This is a genomic window from Halomonas sp. EF61, assembly GCF_040147045.1.
Taxonomy (GTDB): Bacteria; Pseudomonadota; Gammaproteobacteria; order Pseudomonadales; family Halomonadaceae; genus Halomonas; species Halomonas litopenaei.
This window is the reverse complement of record NZ_JAMSHM010000001.1, coordinates 81,389-100,244: the sequence shown is the minus strand read 5'-3', so window position 1 is coordinate 100,244 and position 18,856 is coordinate 81,389. Positions and strand designations below refer to the sequence as shown.

The window sequence follows — 18,856 nt, the reverse complement described above, 5'->3', positions numbered from 1 at the left end:
TGTCATGACGGCAAGGTAGATGGGGACGAGCATAGCTCTGATGACTCGTTGGTGTCGGTCACACCTTGTTGGCAGCGGGCGTAGGCGCAGACGGCAAGAGGTCGGTCGAGCCTTTGTTGCTGTCGGCAAACACCAGGCAGCTATGCATGCTCAAACTGTATACAAAAAATAGTTTGAAATGTACTCTTAATTTGGTCAATGATGTATGTTGTCATGGTTCCACACCACCATGCACTGGTTCCGCCATGCCGGCATCGCTGAAGTCATCTTCGTGTTGCTGCAAGCCACGACCGGCGAAAGCCTCTGGCCAGGTGTGACGAGAGACGATGATGCTCCATATCAGTGATTCACTTTAGCCAGTCCAGGACTGGATACATTGACCCGCTGATCGACCCGCTGATGACCCGCGAGAGGGGAGGACACTTATGGGACGCCTGACCACCCATGTACTGGATACCGCGCTTGGCCGCCCAGGCCAGGGGATTCGTATTGAGCTCTTCCGCATCCTTGGCGACGAACGTCAGCGCCTCGGGGAGACGATGACCAACGATGACGGGCGCTGCGATAGCCCGATCCTCGAAGGCGACGACTTCGTCGAAGGAGAGTACGAACTGCTGTTTCACGCCGGTGACTATCTGCGCGCCCTGGGTGTCGAGGCCTCGGAGCCGCGTTTCCTCGATCGGATTCCCCTGAGATTCGGCGTGGCGGATGCCAGTGAGCACTACCATGTGCCGCTCTTGCTGTCGCCTTATAGCTACTCCACCTACCGCGGCAGCTGAGCGTCATTGAGCACGATCAACCAGGCAGCCATCGATATTGACTGCCTTCCAACAACAACTGAAGTCGAGATAGGGCCATGTCATCGTACCTGTTGGACGTGAGCAATTTTCTGCTGCGCTGGCTGCATGTCATCGCGGCCATCGCCTGGATAGGCGAGTCGATCTACTTTGTCATGCTGGACAACTCGTTGAAGACCCCCAAGGACGAAGAAGACCGCGGCAAGGGTGTGTTCGGCGAAATGTGGGCGGTCCACGGGGGTGGCTTTTACCACAATCAGAAATACGCCACGGCGCCGGCCAAGCTGCCGGACGATCTGCACTGGTCCTTCTGGAAGGCCTATACCACCTGGCTGTCCGGTTTTGCGCTGTTCGTGATTCTGTACATGGCCAACCCCAGTTTCTACCTGGTCAACCCCCAGAGTCCCTGGGAGTGGGCCGCCAATCTGTCCGGCTGGCAGGCCAATGTGGTGGCTCTGCTGTTCCTGCTCGGTGGCTGGGTCGTCTACAACGAGATGTGCAAGCGTGTCAGCCCCAACATGGAGCGCGATGGCCTCTTGAGCCTGGGTGTCGCCGTCATGATGGTGGTGGTGGCCTATCTCAGCGTGCATATCTTCGCCGGACGTGCCGCCTTCCTGCTGACCGGTGCCGTCATGGCCACCGCCATGTCCGCCAACGTCTTCTTCTGGATCATTCCGGGTCAGCGCCGCATGGTGAAGGCAATGAAGGCGGGCGAGACGCCCAACCCCCTGGACGGCAAGCGCGGCAAGCAGCGCTCGGTGCACAACACCTACTTCACCCTGCCGGTGGTGCTGCTGATGATCAGCAACCACTATTCCTTCGCCTATACCAGCGACTGGGCCTGGGTGATCATGGCGCTCTTGATCTTTGCCGGCGCCCTGATTCGCCAGTACTTCGTGCTGATGCACAGCGGTCAGCACAAGCCGAGCTACCCGGCCGCCGGGGTGGCGCTGATTCTGGTGGCCTTCGCGGTGGGGGCTCCGAGCCTGACGACCAGTCCGGCCGCCGACAACGCCAACAGCGGCAGCAGTGCACCGGTTGCATCCGACGCTTCGCCGTTGGCCCAGGTGCATGCCGTCATGCAGGAGCGCTGTGTCAGCTGCCACGCCGCCCAGCCCGCCCACGCCGGATTCACCGCTCCGCCCGCCGGTGTGGCGCTTGAAACCGAGGCCCAGGTCGAGCAGCAGAAGGCCGCGATCCAGCAGGTGGTCGCCAGCGGCTATATGCCGCTTGGCAACCTGACCCAGATGACCGACGAGGAGCGTGCTCTGGTCGCCAACTGGGGCGAATAGAGGACCAGGATGAGCCGCAGTTGCCCCGGCGGGATGCGGGGAACTGCGGTTCTTTCCTGTCGGTATATCTCGTATACAATGGGGATATATTGCATCCGAGGACAGTGTCGATGAATCAGCGCGTGAAGCCTTCGCCCCCCGCCTCACCGGCCCCCAGACAGGGCAAGAACGGTGACGGCGCCGAGCGTCACGAGGCCATTCATCGCTCGATCAGCGACGCCATCATCGAGCACCGGCTCAAGCCGGGCGCACGTTTGCGCGAGGATGCCCTGTCCGAGGTGTTCGGGGTCAGTCGTACCGGCATTCGCAAGATCCTGCAGCGCCTGGCGCTGGAGCAGCTCGTCACCCTGACGCCACGCCGTGGCGCCAGCGTGACGCGTCCTACCGCTGACGAAGCCAAGGACGTGTTCGACGCCCGCCAGATGGTCGAGTGCGGGCTGATGTCGGATATCGCCAGGCGCATCACCCAGGACGACATCGTCACCCTCAAGGACATGGCCCAGCGCGAGCGGGAAGCGCTGCGCAGCGGCGAGCAGAGCGTTGCGATTCGCCTGTCCGCCGACTTCCACACCTATCTGGCCCGGGTCTCCGGCAACCGCACCCTGGCGGATTTCGTCGAGCGCCTGTGTTCGCGCAGTTCGCTGATTCTGGCGGTCTATGGCAACGCCGGGCACCTGGGCTGCGAGTCACACGACCATCAGGATCTGATCCAGTACCTGGAAGACGGCAAGGGCGAGCGTGCCGCCGCCTTCATGGGCCGCCACCTCAAGGCCATCGAGGCCTCGTTGTCGATCGTCGAGGAAGAGGACGAGGCGCCCAACCTGTTCGATATCTTTGCGCCCTGACGGCGACAAGTGATCTAGCGGCGGAGCAGCGGCCACTCGACCGCTGGTAAACGCCCGGATTTGACAGGTTTCGGCCCCGCTGACGCCATGGTGTCAGCGGGGCCGTCTTGCGTATGGCCGTGGCCTGAAACAGCTCGCTTCCTGTAACCGCAACAGCCTGACCCAAGGCTAGCCTAGCCCTAGCCAAAGATCGAGCGCAACGTCACGAACGACACCGCACTGATGGCCCCTGCTGCCGGTAGTGTAATGATCCAGGCAAGACCGATCGGCTTCATCAGGGTCCAGTTGGTCTGGTGGTTGACCAGACCAATCCCCAGCACCGCACCGATCAGAATATGCGTGCTGGAGACCGGAAGACCCATGATCGTGGCCAGCATGACGACTCCGGCAGCCGCCAGTTCGGCGGCGAATCCCGAGGCCGGATGCATGGCCGTCAGGTTGTGGCCCACCGTCTGGATCACCTCCTTGCCGATAAACCAGAGCCCGACGATCAGCGCTACCCCGAAGGTGATCATGGCTACCGGAGGAATCGCCGCCTCGCTGCCGATGGCACCATTACGCAGTACGTCGAGGATGGCCGCGAAGGGACCGATGGCGTTGGCGATGTCGTTGGAACCATGACTGAAGGCGAAGCCGGCGGCGGTGAAAACCTGCATCCAGCTGAACATCAGGAAGGTGGAACGTGACAGCGAGTTGCCCTTGAGGGTCTTGGCAAAGATGAAGGTTGCCATCCACACGACGGCCCCGATCATGCCCATGATCATGTAGTTGTTGAGGGTGGTCAGACCCAGTTCCAGGTGCTTGAAGCCCTTGAACAGAAGCATGGCGGAAATGATCATGGCACCACCGGCGGCCACCATCGGTACCCAGTTCTGCAGGGCTCGGTGGGCGTCGACATCTTCGCGCTGCTTCTCGATGCGCGAAAGCTCCTTGAAGTAGTCCGACTCGAACTCGGCGCTTTCGTAGTCCTGGTCGTGGTAAGCCTGGACATCACGTGTCATGGCGTGGGTATAGGAGATCTTCTGGATTTCCGAGAGTCGCTCGAAGGCCTCCTTGTGGCGGCGGTCGTTCTCGTACTTCTGGCGCTTTATCTCCTTGAGGCGATTCTCGGCTTCGTCGTTGTAGCTGAGGATGTGCTTCTTGATCAGCCCGAACAGGGCGTAGGAGACCAGACCGCCCAGTACTGGCGACAGCACCCAGGACACCGCGATCTGCCAGATCTGGTCCCACTGCACCAGTTCCATGCTGTGGACGCCCGGAGTCAAGGCGCCGAGTACCAGCGAGGAGCCGACGATGGCGCCGATGATCGAGTGGGTGGTGGAGACCGGATAGCCTTTCTTGCTGGCGAACAGCAGCCACAGGGCGGCGGCGATCAAGGCCGACATCATGATGTAGACGAAGTCCATCGGCGCGACAGTAAAGCCGGACAGGTCGACGATACCCTTGCGAATGGTGTCGGTGACCTGGCCGCCGGCGATCACCGCACCGCTGACCTCGAACACTGCTGCCACCAGCAGTGCCTGCTTGATGGTAAGGGTGCCGGCGCCGACGCTGGTGCCGAAGGAGTTGGCGACATCATTGCCACCAATATTGAAGGCCATGAACACCCCGAACAGGGTGGCCAGTCCAAAGACCAGGGGAAAATGGCCCTGAGTGTAGCCAGACCCCCAGAACAGAAAGTAGCCGACGGTGGCAAACAGCAGCACGGCGAAGGCCAGGCTGAGGCCGGAAGGCCTGAATCCCGACGATGTCGATACGGAATGACTGGGTGTTGTCATTGGATGTCTTCATGTTGGGCCGGCCTGAAGAAGATGGACGGCGGGAAGAGGACGACGATGGAGGGGGCGCTTTACGGATTTGTTGCAATGTGATGGAGCACTATACTCTATCGCGTTTTTTGCGCTGTTTTGCGCGCAAATAGGGTGAAGGTGTAGGTGATGGCGCGAGACTTGAAAGACTTTTCGTACCCACCTTTCGCAGCTAGCCTACCGCCTGACGACGGTAGGCTAGCTGCGGCCCTGTAGTGCGGCCCTGTAGTGCGGCCCTGTAGTGCGGCCCTGTAGTGCGGCCCTGTAGTGCTGTGGCTTAGTCGTACGGACTGGCAGTACGACGGCGGCTCAGCAGGGCCAGTGATGGTCTGCCGTCTTGGCTCCCATCAGGCCGTCACCACCTGCTTGTGCTGGCGCATCAGCGCGTAGTAGATGGCGCCACCGAGTGCTGCCCCCATCATCCAGCCGAAGCCGGCCAGTCCTTGCAGGGCCGGCACCACTACCGTCGCCAGCGAAAAGATCGCGGCCAGCGCAAAGGCCACCACGGCGCGCAGGTTCCAGCCGTTGGTGTAGGTGTAGGCGTCGCCTTCACGGGACGAGAACAGCGCCTGGACGTCGAGTCGGCGGCCCTTGATCAGGTAGAAGTCGACCACGATGATGCCGTAGAACGGAGCGACGATGGCACCCACGGCGTTGACGAAGCCGGGCACGCCGATCTGGCTGATCACCGAGACCCACAGCGCGCCGACGAAAAAGGCCACGCAGGCGGTGATCAGGCCGCCGACCTTGAAGCTGATCACCCGGGGAAAGAGGTTGGCCAGGTCGTAGGCCGGGGGAATGAAGTTGGCCACCAGGTTGATGCCGACGGTGGCGGCGAAGAAGGTGACCGCCGCCAGCAGCGTCAACGGCAAGGCGTCGACCCGTTCGACGATATCGGTGGGGTTGGTCAGGGCCTCGCCGAACAGCACCAGGGTACCGGCGGTGATGATCAGCGCGATAAAGGAGAAGAAGGCGACGTTGAGGGGAAGCCCCAGCAGGTTGCCAAGCTTCATCTGACGTTCGGTTCTGACGAAGCGGGTGAAGTCGCCGAAGTTGATCACCACGGCGGCGAAGTAGGCCACCATGGTACCGACCACGGCAGCGAAGGCGCCGATGCCACCACCGCCTTCCCCGCTGGCCGAGAAGATGGTGCCCACCGCCGGCAGCAGCTCGCTGCCGGCCTGCCACCAGACCACCACCATCAGCGCTACCATGACCACGTAGACCAGCGGCCCCGCCCAGTTGAGGAAGTGCTTGATACGCTCGATCCCCGACCAGAAGATCGCGATCTGAAACAGCCACACCAGCACGAAGGACAGCCAGGCGACCGGTGACAGACCGAGCATGCCGGCCCCGCCGTCGGTACCGATCAGGGCGGTGATCATCAGGGTGACGGCGGTGGAGGCGAAGTAGGTCTGCACGCCGTACCAGAAGATCCCGACCAGGGCGCGCAACAGCGCCGGCAGGTTGGAGCCGCGCACGCCCAGGCTCGCCCGCACCATGACCGGGAAGGGGATGCCGTAGCGCACGCTGGGGGCACCGGTCAGATTGACCAGAAACATCACGATCACCCCGGCCAGGATGATCGCCGCCATCACCGCCCAGCCGCTCAGGTTGTAGGACAGAAACAGCGACGCGGCCAGGGTGTAGCCGAACAGGCTCTGGATGTCGTTGGACCAGACGTTGAAGATCTCGAAGGCGCCCCAGTTGCGCCGAGCGTGGGGCAGCGGGGCCAGGTCCTCGTTGTACAGGCCCGGATCGACCCGGGAGGTATCGAGGCTTAGATCGTCATGGGACATAAAGGTGTCTCTTGTTGTTGGAGAGATGGAATGACATGGAGACGACGAGGCCAGAGGCCCCGTCGATAGCTGTACTGATAGGTAGTGTTACTGAGTAAAGCGCTGGCAGCCCTTCCAGTAGCGCATCAGCAGCAGGTAGGTGAGGCCCGCCGGGATCAGGCTTGCGTACCAGGACACCGTGGGCATGCTGAAGGCGGCGACGACACCCACCGCGGTGGCGATGAAGGCGGCCAGATTGACGCCACGGTAAGGGCCGTTCTCGTCGTACAGCTTGTCCAGATCCAGGGTACGGCGGCGAATCAGGTAGTAGTCCACCACCAGCACCGCGAAGATCGGGCCGAGGAAGGAGGAGTAGGTCTGCACGAACACCTGCAGGCCGGCGGCAGACTCGTCCTTGACCAGCTCCCAGGGAAAGGTCGCGAAGGCCAGCAGGCCGACGACCACCGTCGCCTTGCGGAAGCTCATCTTGAAGGTGTCCATCAGCACGTAGGTGGGCGGCACCACGTTGTTGAGCACGTTGGTGGTGACCTGGGCGAAGGCGATGAACAGCAGGGTCGTCATCAGCAGCGGAGTGTTGTCCACGGCGTTGGCGAAGACCTTGATCGGGTCAGCCACGCCGGTGGCCTCGGACACCATGTAGCCGATCAACCCCATGAACAGCGTGCACGGCAGGATCGACATGGCGTAGATGGTGGTCAACAGACCCGGCCCGGTGCCCTTGACGTGCTCGCGGGAGTAGTCGCTGACATTGAGCATCATGGTCGAGTAGATGCCCAGAAACAGCATGGTGGCACCCCAGAAAGGCAGCCCCCAGGAGCCTTCCATGGTCAACAGGTTGGCCGAGAGGGCATCGCCGTAGCGGACCACGGTGCTATAGAACATGTAGACCAGCGAGGCCAGGATGAAGGCGCTACCCACGTTCTCCAGCCACTTGATGCCCTGGAAGCCGAGCACCGACAGGCCGATCTGCAGAAACTGAAAGCCGATGAAGAACACGATCAGGTTGTCGTAGCCGAACAGGGTGGCCGACACCAGGTTCAGGGCGCCCGCTCCGATCCAGCTCTGAAAGCCGTACCAGACGATGGCCGGCACCGCCCTGACCAGTCCTGGCAGACGAGTGCCCTGGAAACCGAAGGCGCTGCGCGCCTGGACCATGAAGGGAATGCCGTACTTGTAGCCCGCGGCGCCATTGATGGCCAGGGCGATGCCGATGACGAAACAGCCGATGGCGATGGCCACCGTGGCCTGGATCAGGTTGAGGGTGCCGACCACGCTGGAGCCCATGGTGAAGGTGCCGATCGAGACGCAGCCGCCGAACCAGGCCAGCAGGTAGGAGGTGCGCCCCATGATACGGGTCTTCTGGGGGGCCAGCGATTCGTCGCCGACGCTCTTGGTGGTGGCCTCGGCGACGCCCTGGGGCTCGCCTGGCCGGGAAGTGGAAGTGGTCATCTTGGACCTCGCTCGTTGTGGATTGTTATGGGTCAAGCCTTGTCATGCGGTCAGGGGGCAGAGGGAAGGGGTCAGCGGCCGGTGGTCTCCAGATCCAGATGGGACAGATGCTGGAAGGTGCCACTGAAGGCCTTGGGTCGGGGAAAGGCCAGGTCACCGGTCTTGCAGGTGCCAAGGCCCAGCCCTACCAGTGCCTCGCTCAGCTTCACCGCCGCCGTCACCCCTTCCACCACCGGCAGGCCCACCTCGCGGCTGATGGTCTCGGTCAGGTCGGCCATGCCGCCGCAGCCCAGCACGATGGCGCCGATGCCGTCCTCGTCCCTGGCACGACGGCTCTCCTCGATGATCTTGTCGAGTGCGCAGTCGCTATCGTCTTCAAGGTCCAGCACCGGGATCTCGGCGGCACGCACTCGGCGACATTGGTGGCGGAAACCGTACTGGTCGAGCAGGTGCTCGGCGATGATCACGGTGCGTCCCAGGGTGGTCACCACCGAGAAGCGCGTGCTGATCAGGCTGGCCATATGGAAGGCCGCCTCGGCGATCCCGATCACCGGTGCACGGGTGGCTTCTCGCGCCGCCAACAGGCCCGGGTCTCCGAAGCAGGCCACCACGTAGGCATCGACCTGGGCTTCCCTGTCCATGCGCAGGACTTCCTCGACCACGCCCACGGCGCTGATCGCCTCGTCGAAATGGCCCTCGATGGAAACCGGGCCACTGACCGGCTGGGAGGCGGTGATGCGCGTGCCTGGCGCGGCGATGGCACTGCCGGCGAGGCGAATCGTCTCGGTCATGCCGGCGGTGGTGTTGGGGTTGATCAGGTGGAGATGCATGCCTGTCTTCCTTCATGGACGAGGAATTAATATCTTTGTACACAAAATAGATCGATATCGGATACGCATCAAGGGCTGAATTGATCGAGCGCGGTTGGCGGGGAAACGCCTTAAAAAACAGTGCATTGAGTGCTTTTATGGTGCGAGGGTCACGATCATGAGGAGTGTGAACTGTAAGTGAATACTGGGTTATCGATATAGTCAGTACAATATAATGGTAATTGTTGTATACAGTTTCTCGTGTATGGACTTCATGCGGCCTGTCGTCATGAACGGTATGGGCAGTGAGGGGAGGGCGTGGGCGTTGCTTCGCGGCGAGTTCTGCGGCGAGTTCTGCGGTGAAGTACGATGTGCCTTTTTCCCCTGATAGGGGATCGATGAAGGTGTTGCCAAGAAAGTGAGTACAGTCTATTTTTAGTTTGTATACATAATGGCGTGCGGTGACGTCACGCACGGCGCGCGAAGGCAGGCGCAAGGGAGGAGCGAAGGCAGGCGCAAACGCTGCGCCCGGAGGGTAGCGTTCAGCTGAAGTGCCTCGTTGAAACGATCGGCTGAAGCGCGCTGTTCAGGGAGCTCCAGGCGTCGTTGCTCATGTGTCTGGTTAAAAGTGCCTGATCCCGTGTGCCTGCCACCACGACCCGGGCCCCAGGTTCCAGAAACTGTGTTTCAGGTGCCCATTCAACCGCAGGCGTCCGGGGGCCGCAGGCACGCCACCTTGCTCTGTCGCCTATGTACTTGCACGCTCGCACGGCAGTGGTGGCCCCGGCCATGGCCCGACTTTCAGGAGAAGCTACCCATGACAACAACATCCTATCCGCGTGATCTGATCGGCTATGGTCGCACGCCTCCCCATGCCAACTGGCCGGGCAAGGCCAGGATCGCCGTGCAGTTCGTGCTCAACTACGAAGAGGGCGGCGAGAACTGTGTGCTCCATGGTGACGCGGGCTCCGAGCAGTTTCTGTCCGAGATCATCGGTGCCGACAGCTATCCCGATCGCCATCTGAGCATGGAGTCGATCTACGAGTACGGCTCCCGTGCCGGGGTCTGGCGAGTGCTGCGGGAATTCGAGCGACGGGGGCTGCCGTTGACGGTGTTCGGGGTCGCCATGGCGCTGGAACGCCACCCTGAACTGGCCCACGCCTTCAAGGAGCTGGGGCACGAGATCGCCTGTCATGGCTATCGCTGGATCCACTACCAGCAGGTCTCGGAGAAGGTCGAGCGGGAGCACATGCGCAAGGCCATCGAGATCTTCGAGCGGCTCTACGGCGAGCGTCCTCAGGGTTGGTACACCGGCCGCGACAGCCCCAACACGCGGCGGCTGATACTCGATGAAGGCGGTTTCCTCTACGACAGCGACTACTACGGCGACGACCTGCCGTTCTGGACCTGCGAGGCCGACAGCCAGGGCCAGCACCATCCGCATCTGGTGGTGCCCTATACCCTGGACAGCAATGACATGCGCTTCGCCGCGCCCCAGGGCTTCAACACCGCCGATCACTTCTTCACCTATCTGCGTGATGCCTTCGATGTGCTCTACGCCGAGGGTGAGGACTCTCCCAAGATGCTGTCGGTAGGCCTGCACTGCCGCTTGATTGGCCGTCCGGGACGTTTTCGCGCCTTGCAGCGCTTTCTCGACCATATCGAGGCCCACGATCGGGTCTGGATCACCCGGCGGATCGATATTGCCCGTCACTGGGCGGAGCAATTTCCCGCGCCGACGCCGGCGCCGATCGGCTGACGCAAGCCATCGCCCTGATCTCCCCGAGTGTCGACCGCCTCGGGGAGCCCTTTCTCGCCCGTACTTCAGGAAATACCATGCTCGAATTGACCGCACATCCCCTGACGGCGGAGGCCTTCGCCCCCTTTGGCGAGGTCATCGACGCGCGCAACTCCGCCTCCTTTCCGATCAATGCTGGTCGCACCCAGCGCCACCATGATCTGGTGCCGATCGAGACCCTGGGCGACAACGCGCGGCCGATGATCAGCCTGTTCGTCAGCCAGCCCATCGAGTTGCCGCTGACGCTGTCCTTTCTGGAGCGCCATCCTCTCGGCAGCCAGGCCTTCATGCCGCTGCATGAGGAACGCTTCATCATCGTGGTGGCTCCGGCCGGCGATAGCATCGACCCTGCCGAGGTGCGTGCCTTCGTCACCGACGGCCGTCAGGGCGTCAACTACCGCGCCGGTACCTGGCACGCCATCCAGTCCGTGCTGGAGCGTGAAGGCGAGTTTCTCGTCGTCGATCGCGGTGGTGACGGCAACAATTGCGACGAATACCCCCTCGAGATTCGCGTCACCCTGGGTGAGTGACGAGCCCCGTCGACCGGGCGAAAGACACTGCTGCACGGCATACGGGCCAACAACAAGGATTTTTCAATGAGCGCTTCCCAACCGACACGACACTACTATGCGCCCCGCGGTGGGCATCCGGACCAGAAGGTGATGACCACCGACAGGGCGATGTTCACCGAAGCCTTCGCGGTGATCCCCAAGGGCGTCTATCGGGACATCGTCACCAGCAAGCTGCCCCATTGGCACAACACCCGGCTGTGGGTGCTGTCACGGCCGCTGTCGGGGTTCGCCGAAACCTTCTCCCAGTACATCATGGAAGTCGGCCCGGAGGGCGGCAGTGAACGTCCGGAGCCCAACCCTCAGGCGGAAGGCGTGCTGTTTGTCGTCGAGGGGGAGCTGGAGCTGACCCTGGCGGGCCAGGTGCACGTGATGGTGCCCGGCGGCTACGCCTTTATCCCCCCTGGCAGCGACTGGCAGGTGCACAATCGCAGCAAGGAAGCCGTGCGTTTCCACTGGATACGCAAGGCCTACGAACGCGTCGACGGTATCGATCTGCCCGAGCCCATCGTCACCAACGAGAACGATATCGCGCCGACGGTGATGCCGGATTGCAACGAGGTGTGGGCGACCACCCGCTTTGTCGATCCCGACGACATGCGTCACGACATGCATGTGACGGTGGTGACCTTCCAGCCCGGCGGAGTGATTCCCTTCGACGAGACCCATGTCATGGAGCACGGCCTCTACGTGCTCGAGGGCAAGGCGGTGTATCACCTCAACCAGCAATGGGTCGAGGTCGAAGCGGGTGACTACATGTGGCTGCGCGCCTTCTGCCCGCAGGCATGCTACGCCGGTGGTCCCGGTCCGTTCCGCTATCTGCTGTACAAGGACGTCAATCGGCATATGAAGCTGCCGACGCTGGACTGACCGACCAGGGCCTCGGCCCGGAAAGCGAGCTCGATTGAGGCCCCCGACCCCTCACGCCCTTTACGCGGAACCTGCTGCGTGCTGCTCCTGACGCAGCAGGGTTTCCAGCGCGGGGGCCTCCATCGGGCGGTAGAGCAGGAAGCCCTGCATCAGGGTGACGCCGATTCGCTCGAGGCGAGCCTCCTTGGCGTCCTTGTCCACGCCCTCACAGATGACCTGCAGGCTCAAGTGCCGGCACAACTGGTACACCGATTCGACGACACTGGCCTGGCGGGGCAGGTGGATATCGTCGATCAGCGTCTTGTCCAGCTTGATGAAGTCCACGCCAAGCTGGCTCAGGTAGTTGAAGGAGGAGTATCCGCTGCCGAAGTCATCCAGTGCGAACTGGACGTCCATGGATTGAAACAGCTTGATATCGGAAAGCGTTCGGGGAAGGTCCTCGAGTAGGGCCTGTTCGGTGATCTCGATGCCCAGCGAGTTGATCGGGCAATCGTTGAGCGCATTGAAGAAGCATCGCCGGACGTTGCCGCTGGAAAAGAACAGCGGCGTCACGTTGATGAACAGACGCTTGGACAACCCCGCCTCATTCCACTGCCGCACATGGTGAGCGGCAGTACTTATCACCCAGCATTCGATGCCTTCCATGACGCCGGGGTGGTGGCGCAGCACGTCCAGAAACTGCGGGGGATGCAGCAGGCCCTGGGCATCGCGATAGCGCAGCAGGGCCTCGATGTGCTTGATGCGGTGAGTGCTGACGTCGACGATGGGCTGGAAAACCAGTTCGAGCTGGCCTTCGTTCAGCCATTTCAGGGTTCGGTCTGCCTGCTTGATACGACTCCAGCGGCTGACGTTCTCTTCCATCAGCACGATATCCAGGGCGTCATCGCCAAACGCCGAGTCGCTTGCATTGCGCGAGGGAAAGACCGGGTATTCGTCCTTGCTGGAGCGCTCGCGGTGAACATAGCGGCGCCACGCCACGCTGTATATCAGCACCCCGCAGCCGATACAGGTCAGTTGCAGCAGCATCGATGGCAGGTAGACGCCGTCGAAGGCCAGGTAGCTCGAGATCAGATAAGGCACCGCCCAGTGGACGCTGTTGGGTGGCGGCGCCACCCAGCCCATGGACATGGCGGCGTAGGCCAGGCTGGCATTGATCGTCGGCACCGAGATAAAGGCCCAGGCCATGCGCAGGTTGAACACCAGCGGTATGCCAAAGACCAGGGTCTCGCTGATGTTGAACAAGGTCAGCGGGGCAGAGATGCGCGCCAGCGACTTGTACTCCCGGCGTGAACTCACCACCAGCATCACCAGCATCAGGCACAACACCGAGCCCGCCCCGCCCGGGGTGGCGTAGAGGGTGAAGAACTCCGGCGAAGGCAGCCCCAGCACGTCGCTCTTGTTCTGCAGGTATTCGAACACCCCCAGCATGGTGGCGTAGCCGTGGATGGCGAACAGCGACAGCACCTGCAGAAACATCACGAACAGGATGACCTCCAGGTGATAGGGAATACGGTCGACCAGCAGCGCATAGATGTCCTGGGCGTAGCGATCGGCGAGGGCGACGAAGACAAAGCGCAGCACGATGGCCAGCATTACCGCGATCACGCCAGGCAGCACGTAGCGCAGGTTGAAGGTGATCATCTGGCTCATGACCACTCGCTGGGGATGGCTCCGGGTGTTCTCCCGGGCGAACAGCTTGAAGGTGGTGTGGGTCAGCAGGATCGCGGGGTAGATGGCGATGGTCGACCCCAGGCTGCGGGTCTGCTGGCCGACTTCGGCGTAGAGCTGGTCCCAGCCACACAGGATCCAGAACACCGGCAGCGACACCAGCATGACGGCCGGCGCTCGGATACGGTTGTGGCTGTTCAGTGACCAGCTCAACGACAGCAGGATCACTTCGGGAAACAGCTCTCCGAGATAGCGTGCCAGGTGGCTGACATAGACGGCGATGCCGGTGTCGATGCCAGCGAAGTGAAACAGATTGGCGGCCACGGTCACCGCTGCCATCACGATGACGTAGGGCAGGATCGACAGATAGGCGTTGCGAATGGCCAGCAGGGTGCGATGCGCCGACAGGCTGGACAAGCGCTCATCGATATCGCGAAAGTTGGCCATCGTGTCGATCACCGTGGCAGTCGATCTCGAGCGCCCGGTGACGCTTGCGCGCAGGAGAGCGGGGCAGGGGCAAGAGCAAGAGCAAGAGCAAGAGCAAGAGCAAGAGCAAGAGCAAGAGCAAGAGCAAGAGCAAGAGCGTCATTGGCTGGCGCACCGTGAACCGCTGGGCAAGGTTGCCTTCCCTTCTGGTCATCAGAGGCGAATAGGGCGGGTGCCCGCCAATCCGGCGGCCTGTCCCTTATGTGCTTTGAACCGCACAGTTTATCGAGTATAGCCCGTTGCTGTTCGGGTGAGTGTTCCTGTTCCACTCACTCTTCTTGACGTTTTCTCTGGTTCGACAGCACGGCGCCGTGCTTTCGAACCTTTCCTTGTCCGCGCGACCGCCAGTTGTCGCGCGATTCTCCCCGATGGGCGACGCCCGTTAGGGCACATCTCACCGATCACTCGTTGTATCAGGGACTTGCCTACGCAAGTTGGCTGACGTCAACGAGCTAATGGAAAAAATTTCCAAAATTGTTTGCGGGGCGCTTGTCTGGCTGCTAGAAATAATGGAAAGAGATTCCAAAAAAACAGTTTCGTATGATGTTGCGCTGCAAAAAATGTATACAATAATAGACGATTCAGGAGATGCATCATGACTCGCATGACTGCTGCCGACGCCGCTGTTCACGTACTCATCAAGGAAGGTATCGAGGTGGCCTTCGGCGTGCCCGGGGCCGCGATCAACCCCTTCTATTCGTCGATGCGACGCGTCGGCGGGATCGACCATGTGCTGGCGCGCCATGTCGAGGGCGCCTCCCACATGGCTGAAGGCTATACCCGCACGAAGGCCGGCAATATTGGGGTCTGCATCGGCACCTCCGGGCCTGCCGGAACCGACATGATCACCGGGCTCTACTCCGCCAGCGCCGACTCCATACCGATCCTCTGCATCACCGGCCAGGCTCCGGTCGGCAAGCTGCACAAGGAAGACTTCCAGGCGGTGGATATCCAGGCCATCGCCGGGCCCGTGACCAAGTGGGCGATCACCGTGCGGGAGGCGGCCCAGGTGCCGCACGCCTTCCAGCAGGCCTTCCAGATCATGCGTTCCTCGCGTCCGGGGCCGGTGCTGATCGATCTGCCCATCGACGTCCAGTTGACCGAGATCGAGTTCGATGTAGACGCCTATGAGCCCCTGGCGGCCTACAAGCCGCGGGCCAGCCGTGCCCAGTGCGAAAAGGCCCTGGGTATGCTCAACGAGGCCGAGCGCCCCTTGCTGGTGGCGGGAGGAGGCATCATCAACGCCGACGCCGCCGGCGAGCTGCAGACCCTGGCCGAGCTGCTCGGAGTGCCGGTGATTCCGACCCTGATGGGCTGGGGCGCGGTGCCGGACGATCACCCGCTGATGGCGGGCATGGTGGGGCTTCAGACCTCCCACCGCTACGGCAACGCGACACTGCTCGAGTCGGACTTCGTGATGGGGATCGGCAACCGCTGGGCCAACCGTCACACCGGCAATCTCGAGACCTACACCGAAGGCCGCACCTTCGTGCATATCGATATCGAGCCGACCCAGATCGGGCGTATCTTCGGCCCCGACTACGGTATCGTTTCCGACGCCAAGGCGGCGCTCGAGACGATGGTCGAGGTGGCCCGCGAGTGGCGTGAACAGGGGCGGCTCAAGGATCGCAGCGGCTGGGCCGAGTCCTGTCAGGAGCGCAAGCGCACCATGCTGCGCAAGACCCACTTCGACGATGTGCCGGTGAAGCCCCAGCGGGTCTACGAGGAGATGAACAAGGTCTTCGGCCGCAACGCCCGCTACATCAGCACCATTGGCCTGTCACAGATCGCCGGTGCCCAGTTCCTGCACGTCTATCGGCCACGCCACTGGATCAACTGCGGTCAGGCTGGCCCCCTGGGCTGGACCATTCCTGCCGCCCTCGGTGTCTGCCGGGCGGATCCCGAGGCCGAGGTGGTGGCGCTGTCGGGAGACTATGACTTCCAGTTCATGATCGAGGAGCTGGCGGTGGGCGCCCAGTTCAAACTGCCCTACGTCCACGTGCTGGTGAACAACGCCTATCTCGGCCTGATTCGCCAGGCCCAGCGCGGCTTCGACATGGACTACTGCGTGCAGCTCGCCTTCGAGAACATCAACTGCGAGGAGATCGACGGCTACGGCGTCGACCATGTGTCGGTGGTGGAGGGACTGGGCTGCAAGGCGCTCAGGGTCAGCCGGCCCGATGACATTGCGCCGGCGCTGGAGCAGGCCCGCGAGATGGCCCGCCAGCACCGGGTACCGGTAGTGGTCGAGGTCATCCTCGAGCGGGTCACCAATATCGCCATGGGCACCGACCTGACCGGTATCAACGAGTTCGAGGCGCTGGCCGAGAACCTCGAGGATGCACCGAGTTCCATCGCTGCTCTGACCTGATTCAGCTCTAACTGAGAGCGACGGCCGCCGTGGTCTGGCGGTCGTCGATCGACGAAGTGTCTTACGCGCAACAGGAGATTTTCATGGCCAAGTTTGCCGCCAACCTGAGCATGCTGTTCACCGAAGTGGACTTTCTCGATCGCTTCGAGGCCGCCGCCAAGGCCGGCTTCCAGGGTGTCGAGTACCTCTTTCCCTATGACCATCCCGCCGAGGAGATCAAGGCGCGGCTCGACGCCCATGGCCTGACCCAGGTGCTGCACAACCTGCCGGCCGGCGACTGGGCCGCCGGAGAGCGCGGTATCGCCTGCCACCCGGATCGCGTCGAAGAGTTTCGTGCCGGCGTCGACACCGCGATTGAGTACGCCACCGCCCTGGGCTGCGGTCAGGTCAACTGTCTGGCCGGCATCGTGCCCCAGGGCGTCAGTCAGGACGAGGCTCACCGTACGCTGGTCGACAACCTGCGCTACGCCGCCGAACGCCTGGCCGACGCCGGTATCGTGCTGCTGGCCGAGCCGATCAATACCCGTGACATCCCGGGCTTCTTTCTCCATCGCACCGAACAGGCGCTGGCGCTGTTCGATGAGGTGGGCAGCGACAATCTGAAGCTGCAGTACGACATCTATCACATGCAGATCATGGAAGGGGATCTGGCGCCGACGATGGAGCGTCATCTCGCACGCATCGCCCACGTGCAGCTGGCGGACAACCCCGGACGTCACGAGCCGGGCAGTGGCGAGATCCACTATCCCTTCCTGTTCGCCCACCTCGACCGGATCGGCTATCAGGGCTGGATCGGCTGCGAGTACAAGCCGGCCACGACCACCCAGGAAGGCCTGGGCTGGTTCGACCAGGCCAGGGCGTGATCCCGATATTCGTAACCCCCTGAAATATCAGGCAAGGAGAATCACAATGAGCAAGATCGGTTTTATCGGATTGGGCATCATGGGGCGTCCCATGGCGGGACATCTGCTGGATGCCGGGCATGAGCTGGTCAGCGTCAAGCGCGGCAAGCTCGACGCGACCCTGGCGGAAAAGGGGCTCAGTGAGGTCGCAAGCCCCAGGGCCGTGGCCGAGGCCAGCGAGGTGATCATCACCATGGTCCCCGACACCCCGGATGTCGAAGACGTGCTGTTCGGCGAAGACGGCGTGATCGAAGGGCTCAAGCCCGGCACTCTGGTGATCGACATGAGCTCGATCGCGCCCCTGGCGACCCAGGAATTTGCCCGTCGTATTCACGAGGCCGGAGGCGAGTACGTCGACGCGCCGGTATCCGGCGGCGAGGGGGGCGCCATCAATGCCGCCCTGACGATCATGGTGGGCGCCACCGAGGAAGGCTTCAAGCGTGCCTTGCCGCTGTTGGAGGTGATGGGCAAGACCATCACGCATATCGGCGGTCACGGGGCCGGGCAGACCTGCAAGGTGGCCAACCAGATCGTGGTGGCGTTGACCATCGAGGCGGTGTCCGAGGGATTGCTGTTCGCCTCCAAGGCAGGTGCCGACGTGGCCAAGGTGCGTGAGTCGCTGCTGGGTGGTCTGGCCCAGTCGAAGATCCTCGACGTGCACGGCGAGCGGATGATCCAGCGGACCTTCGATCCTGGCTTCCGTATTCGCCTGCATCAGAAGGATCTCAATCTGGCACTGGAAGGAGCACGAGGGCTCAATCTGGCGCTGCCGGGTACCGCCAACGCTCAGCAACTGTTTCAGTCCTGTGCCGCCCTGGGTGGCAGCGACTGGGATCACGCCGGTATCGTGCGTGCCCTCGAGGCCCTGGCCGATCACGAAATCGGGCAGTAGACGGGTTCGAGCCCTCGGGCCGGCAAGGTCCGGGGGCCGGGCAGGGAGATGACTGCTCCCTGAACGGCGGGTGTGAGGTCGTCACTCGTCGGGATCGCGCAGGCGATCCTTGCTCGCCGATGGGCCCCCCCCATTTTTCCCATCGGTGAGCTCTTTTTGCTGACAGGCGACGCTTGATGCCAGGCGATGCTGACCTGAGCCCTCTCTGCCTTTCGTCCTGGGCATCTCTGTCGTATCGACGGAAAGAGGGATTGCGATAGCCTCTTGAGCAAGGCAGCCTTGAACAGGTATCACTGCTGGCGAGCCCCGCTATCACGAAAGTTTTGTAGTTTAATTACAGGCCGCGATCAAATTTTCCTGCGCTGGAATTGGCGTGCTCGCATTCCGTGATGATCCTTGTCTATCATCAGGTTGCGCCTAACCTTGGCGCATTGTATAGGTGGCGGCACCAGCATCTTGGCCTTTAGTGGTGGTCGCTACAGCGATCATTTTGTAGTAAAA

General features: G+C 62.2%; 14 protein-coding genes. 9 read left to right on the top strand and 5 right to left on the bottom strand.

What is annotated here, in order from left to right:
- Window positions 1–425 precede the first annotated feature (425 nt).
- From uraH to NFI08_RS00410, 3 genes are all read left to right on the top strand, one after another.
- Window positions 426–779: a hydroxyisourate hydrolase gene (gene uraH, locus NFI08_RS00420; protein ID WP_045991737.1), complete on the top strand. Its 354-nt coding sequence runs from the start codon at window positions 426–428 to the stop codon at window positions 777–779.
- Window positions 780–856: 77 nt separating this feature from the next.
- A complete protein-coding gene (locus NFI08_RS00415) occupies window positions 857–2,089 on the top strand; it encodes a urate hydroxylase PuuD (protein ID WP_045991738.1) in 1,233 nt (410 codons plus the stop codon).
- A gap of 110 nt (window positions 2,090–2,199) precedes the next feature.
- On the top strand, window positions 2,200–2,934 hold the full coding sequence (locus NFI08_RS00410; RefSeq protein WP_083970245.1) for a GntR family transcriptional regulator: 735 nt from the start codon (window positions 2,200–2,202) through the stop codon (window positions 2,932–2,934).
- 179 nt (window positions 2,935–3,113) lie between these two features.
- Here the strand turns inward: NFI08_RS00410 and NFI08_RS00405 are convergent, their stop codons facing one another.
- From NFI08_RS00405 to NFI08_RS00390, 4 genes are all read right to left on the bottom strand, one after another.
- The gene (locus NFI08_RS00405) at window positions 3,114–4,712 is read right to left on the bottom strand and encodes an inorganic phosphate transporter (protein WP_108448250.1); all 1,599 of its coding nucleotides are present in this window, start codon (window positions 4,710–4,712) and stop codon (window positions 3,114–3,116) included.
- Window positions 4,713–5,089: 377 nt separating this feature from the next.
- Window positions 5,090–6,541 (bottom strand): NCS1 family nucleobase:cation symporter-1, encoded by a 1,452-nt coding sequence (locus NFI08_RS00400; RefSeq protein ID WP_108448251.1) that lies wholly within the window; start codon window positions 6,539–6,541, stop codon window positions 5,090–5,092.
- Window positions 6,542–6,628: 87 nt separating this feature from the next.
- Window positions 6,629–7,990 (bottom strand): NCS1 family transporter, encoded by a 1,362-nt coding sequence (locus NFI08_RS00395; RefSeq protein ID WP_108132433.1) that lies wholly within the window; start codon window positions 7,988–7,990, stop codon window positions 6,629–6,631.
- 71 nt (window positions 7,991–8,061) lie between these two features.
- Window positions 8,062–8,820, bottom strand: coding sequence for an aspartate/glutamate racemase family protein (locus tag NFI08_RS00390; RefSeq protein WP_108132434.1), 759 nt, complete (start codon window positions 8,818–8,820; stop codon window positions 8,062–8,064).
- A 796-nt stretch (window positions 8,821–9,616) separates the two neighbouring features.
- On the opposite strand from NFI08_RS00390, the gene puuE reads away from it, so the two are divergent.
- The 3 genes from puuE to NFI08_RS00375 all read left to right on the top strand — a co-directional run bounded on the left by puuE (window position 9,617) and on the right by NFI08_RS00375 (window position 12,036).
- Entirely contained in the window at window positions 9,617–10,558 is a 942-nt protein-coding gene (puuE, locus tag NFI08_RS00385) for an allantoinase PuuE (protein WP_349586353.1), read from the top strand.
- A gap of 77 nt (window positions 10,559–10,635) precedes the next feature.
- Window positions 10,636–11,127, top strand: a complete 492-nt coding sequence (locus NFI08_RS00380) for an ureidoglycolate lyase (RefSeq protein ID WP_045995185.1) — start codon at window positions 10,636–10,638, stop codon at window positions 11,125–11,127.
- A 66-nt stretch (window positions 11,128–11,193) separates the two neighbouring features.
- Window positions 11,194–12,036 carry a bifunctional allantoicase/(S)-ureidoglycine aminohydrolase gene (locus NFI08_RS00375; protein WP_045995186.1) on the top strand — a complete coding sequence of 281 codons (843 nt, stop codon included), beginning with the start codon at window positions 11,194–11,196 and terminating at the stop codon, window positions 12,034–12,036.
- A 60-nt stretch (window positions 12,037–12,096) separates the two neighbouring features.
- Here the strand turns inward: NFI08_RS00375 and NFI08_RS00370 are convergent, their stop codons facing one another.
- Window positions 12,097–14,151 (bottom strand): EAL domain-containing protein, encoded by a 2,055-nt coding sequence (locus NFI08_RS00370; protein WP_349586349.1) that lies wholly within the window; start codon window positions 14,149–14,151, stop codon window positions 12,097–12,099.
- A 634-nt stretch (window positions 14,152–14,785) separates the two neighbouring features.
- Here NFI08_RS00370 and gcl point away from each other — a divergent pair.
- From gcl to NFI08_RS00355, 3 genes are all read left to right on the top strand, one after another.
- Window positions 14,786–16,561, top strand: coding sequence for a glyoxylate carboligase (gene gcl / locus NFI08_RS00365; RefSeq protein ID WP_349586346.1), 1,776 nt, complete (start codon window positions 14,786–14,788; stop codon window positions 16,559–16,561).
- An 83-nt stretch (window positions 16,562–16,644) separates the two neighbouring features.
- Entirely contained in the window at window positions 16,645–17,424 is a 780-nt protein-coding gene (hyi, locus tag NFI08_RS00360; protein WP_045994098.1) for a hydroxypyruvate isomerase, read from the top strand.
- Window positions 17,425–17,443: 19 nt separating this feature from the next.
- Window positions 17,444–18,355 (top strand): 2-hydroxy-3-oxopropionate reductase, encoded by a 912-nt coding sequence (locus NFI08_RS00355; RefSeq protein WP_331281210.1) that lies wholly within the window; start codon window positions 17,444–17,446, stop codon window positions 18,353–18,355.
- Window positions 18,356–18,856 lie beyond the last annotated feature (501 nt).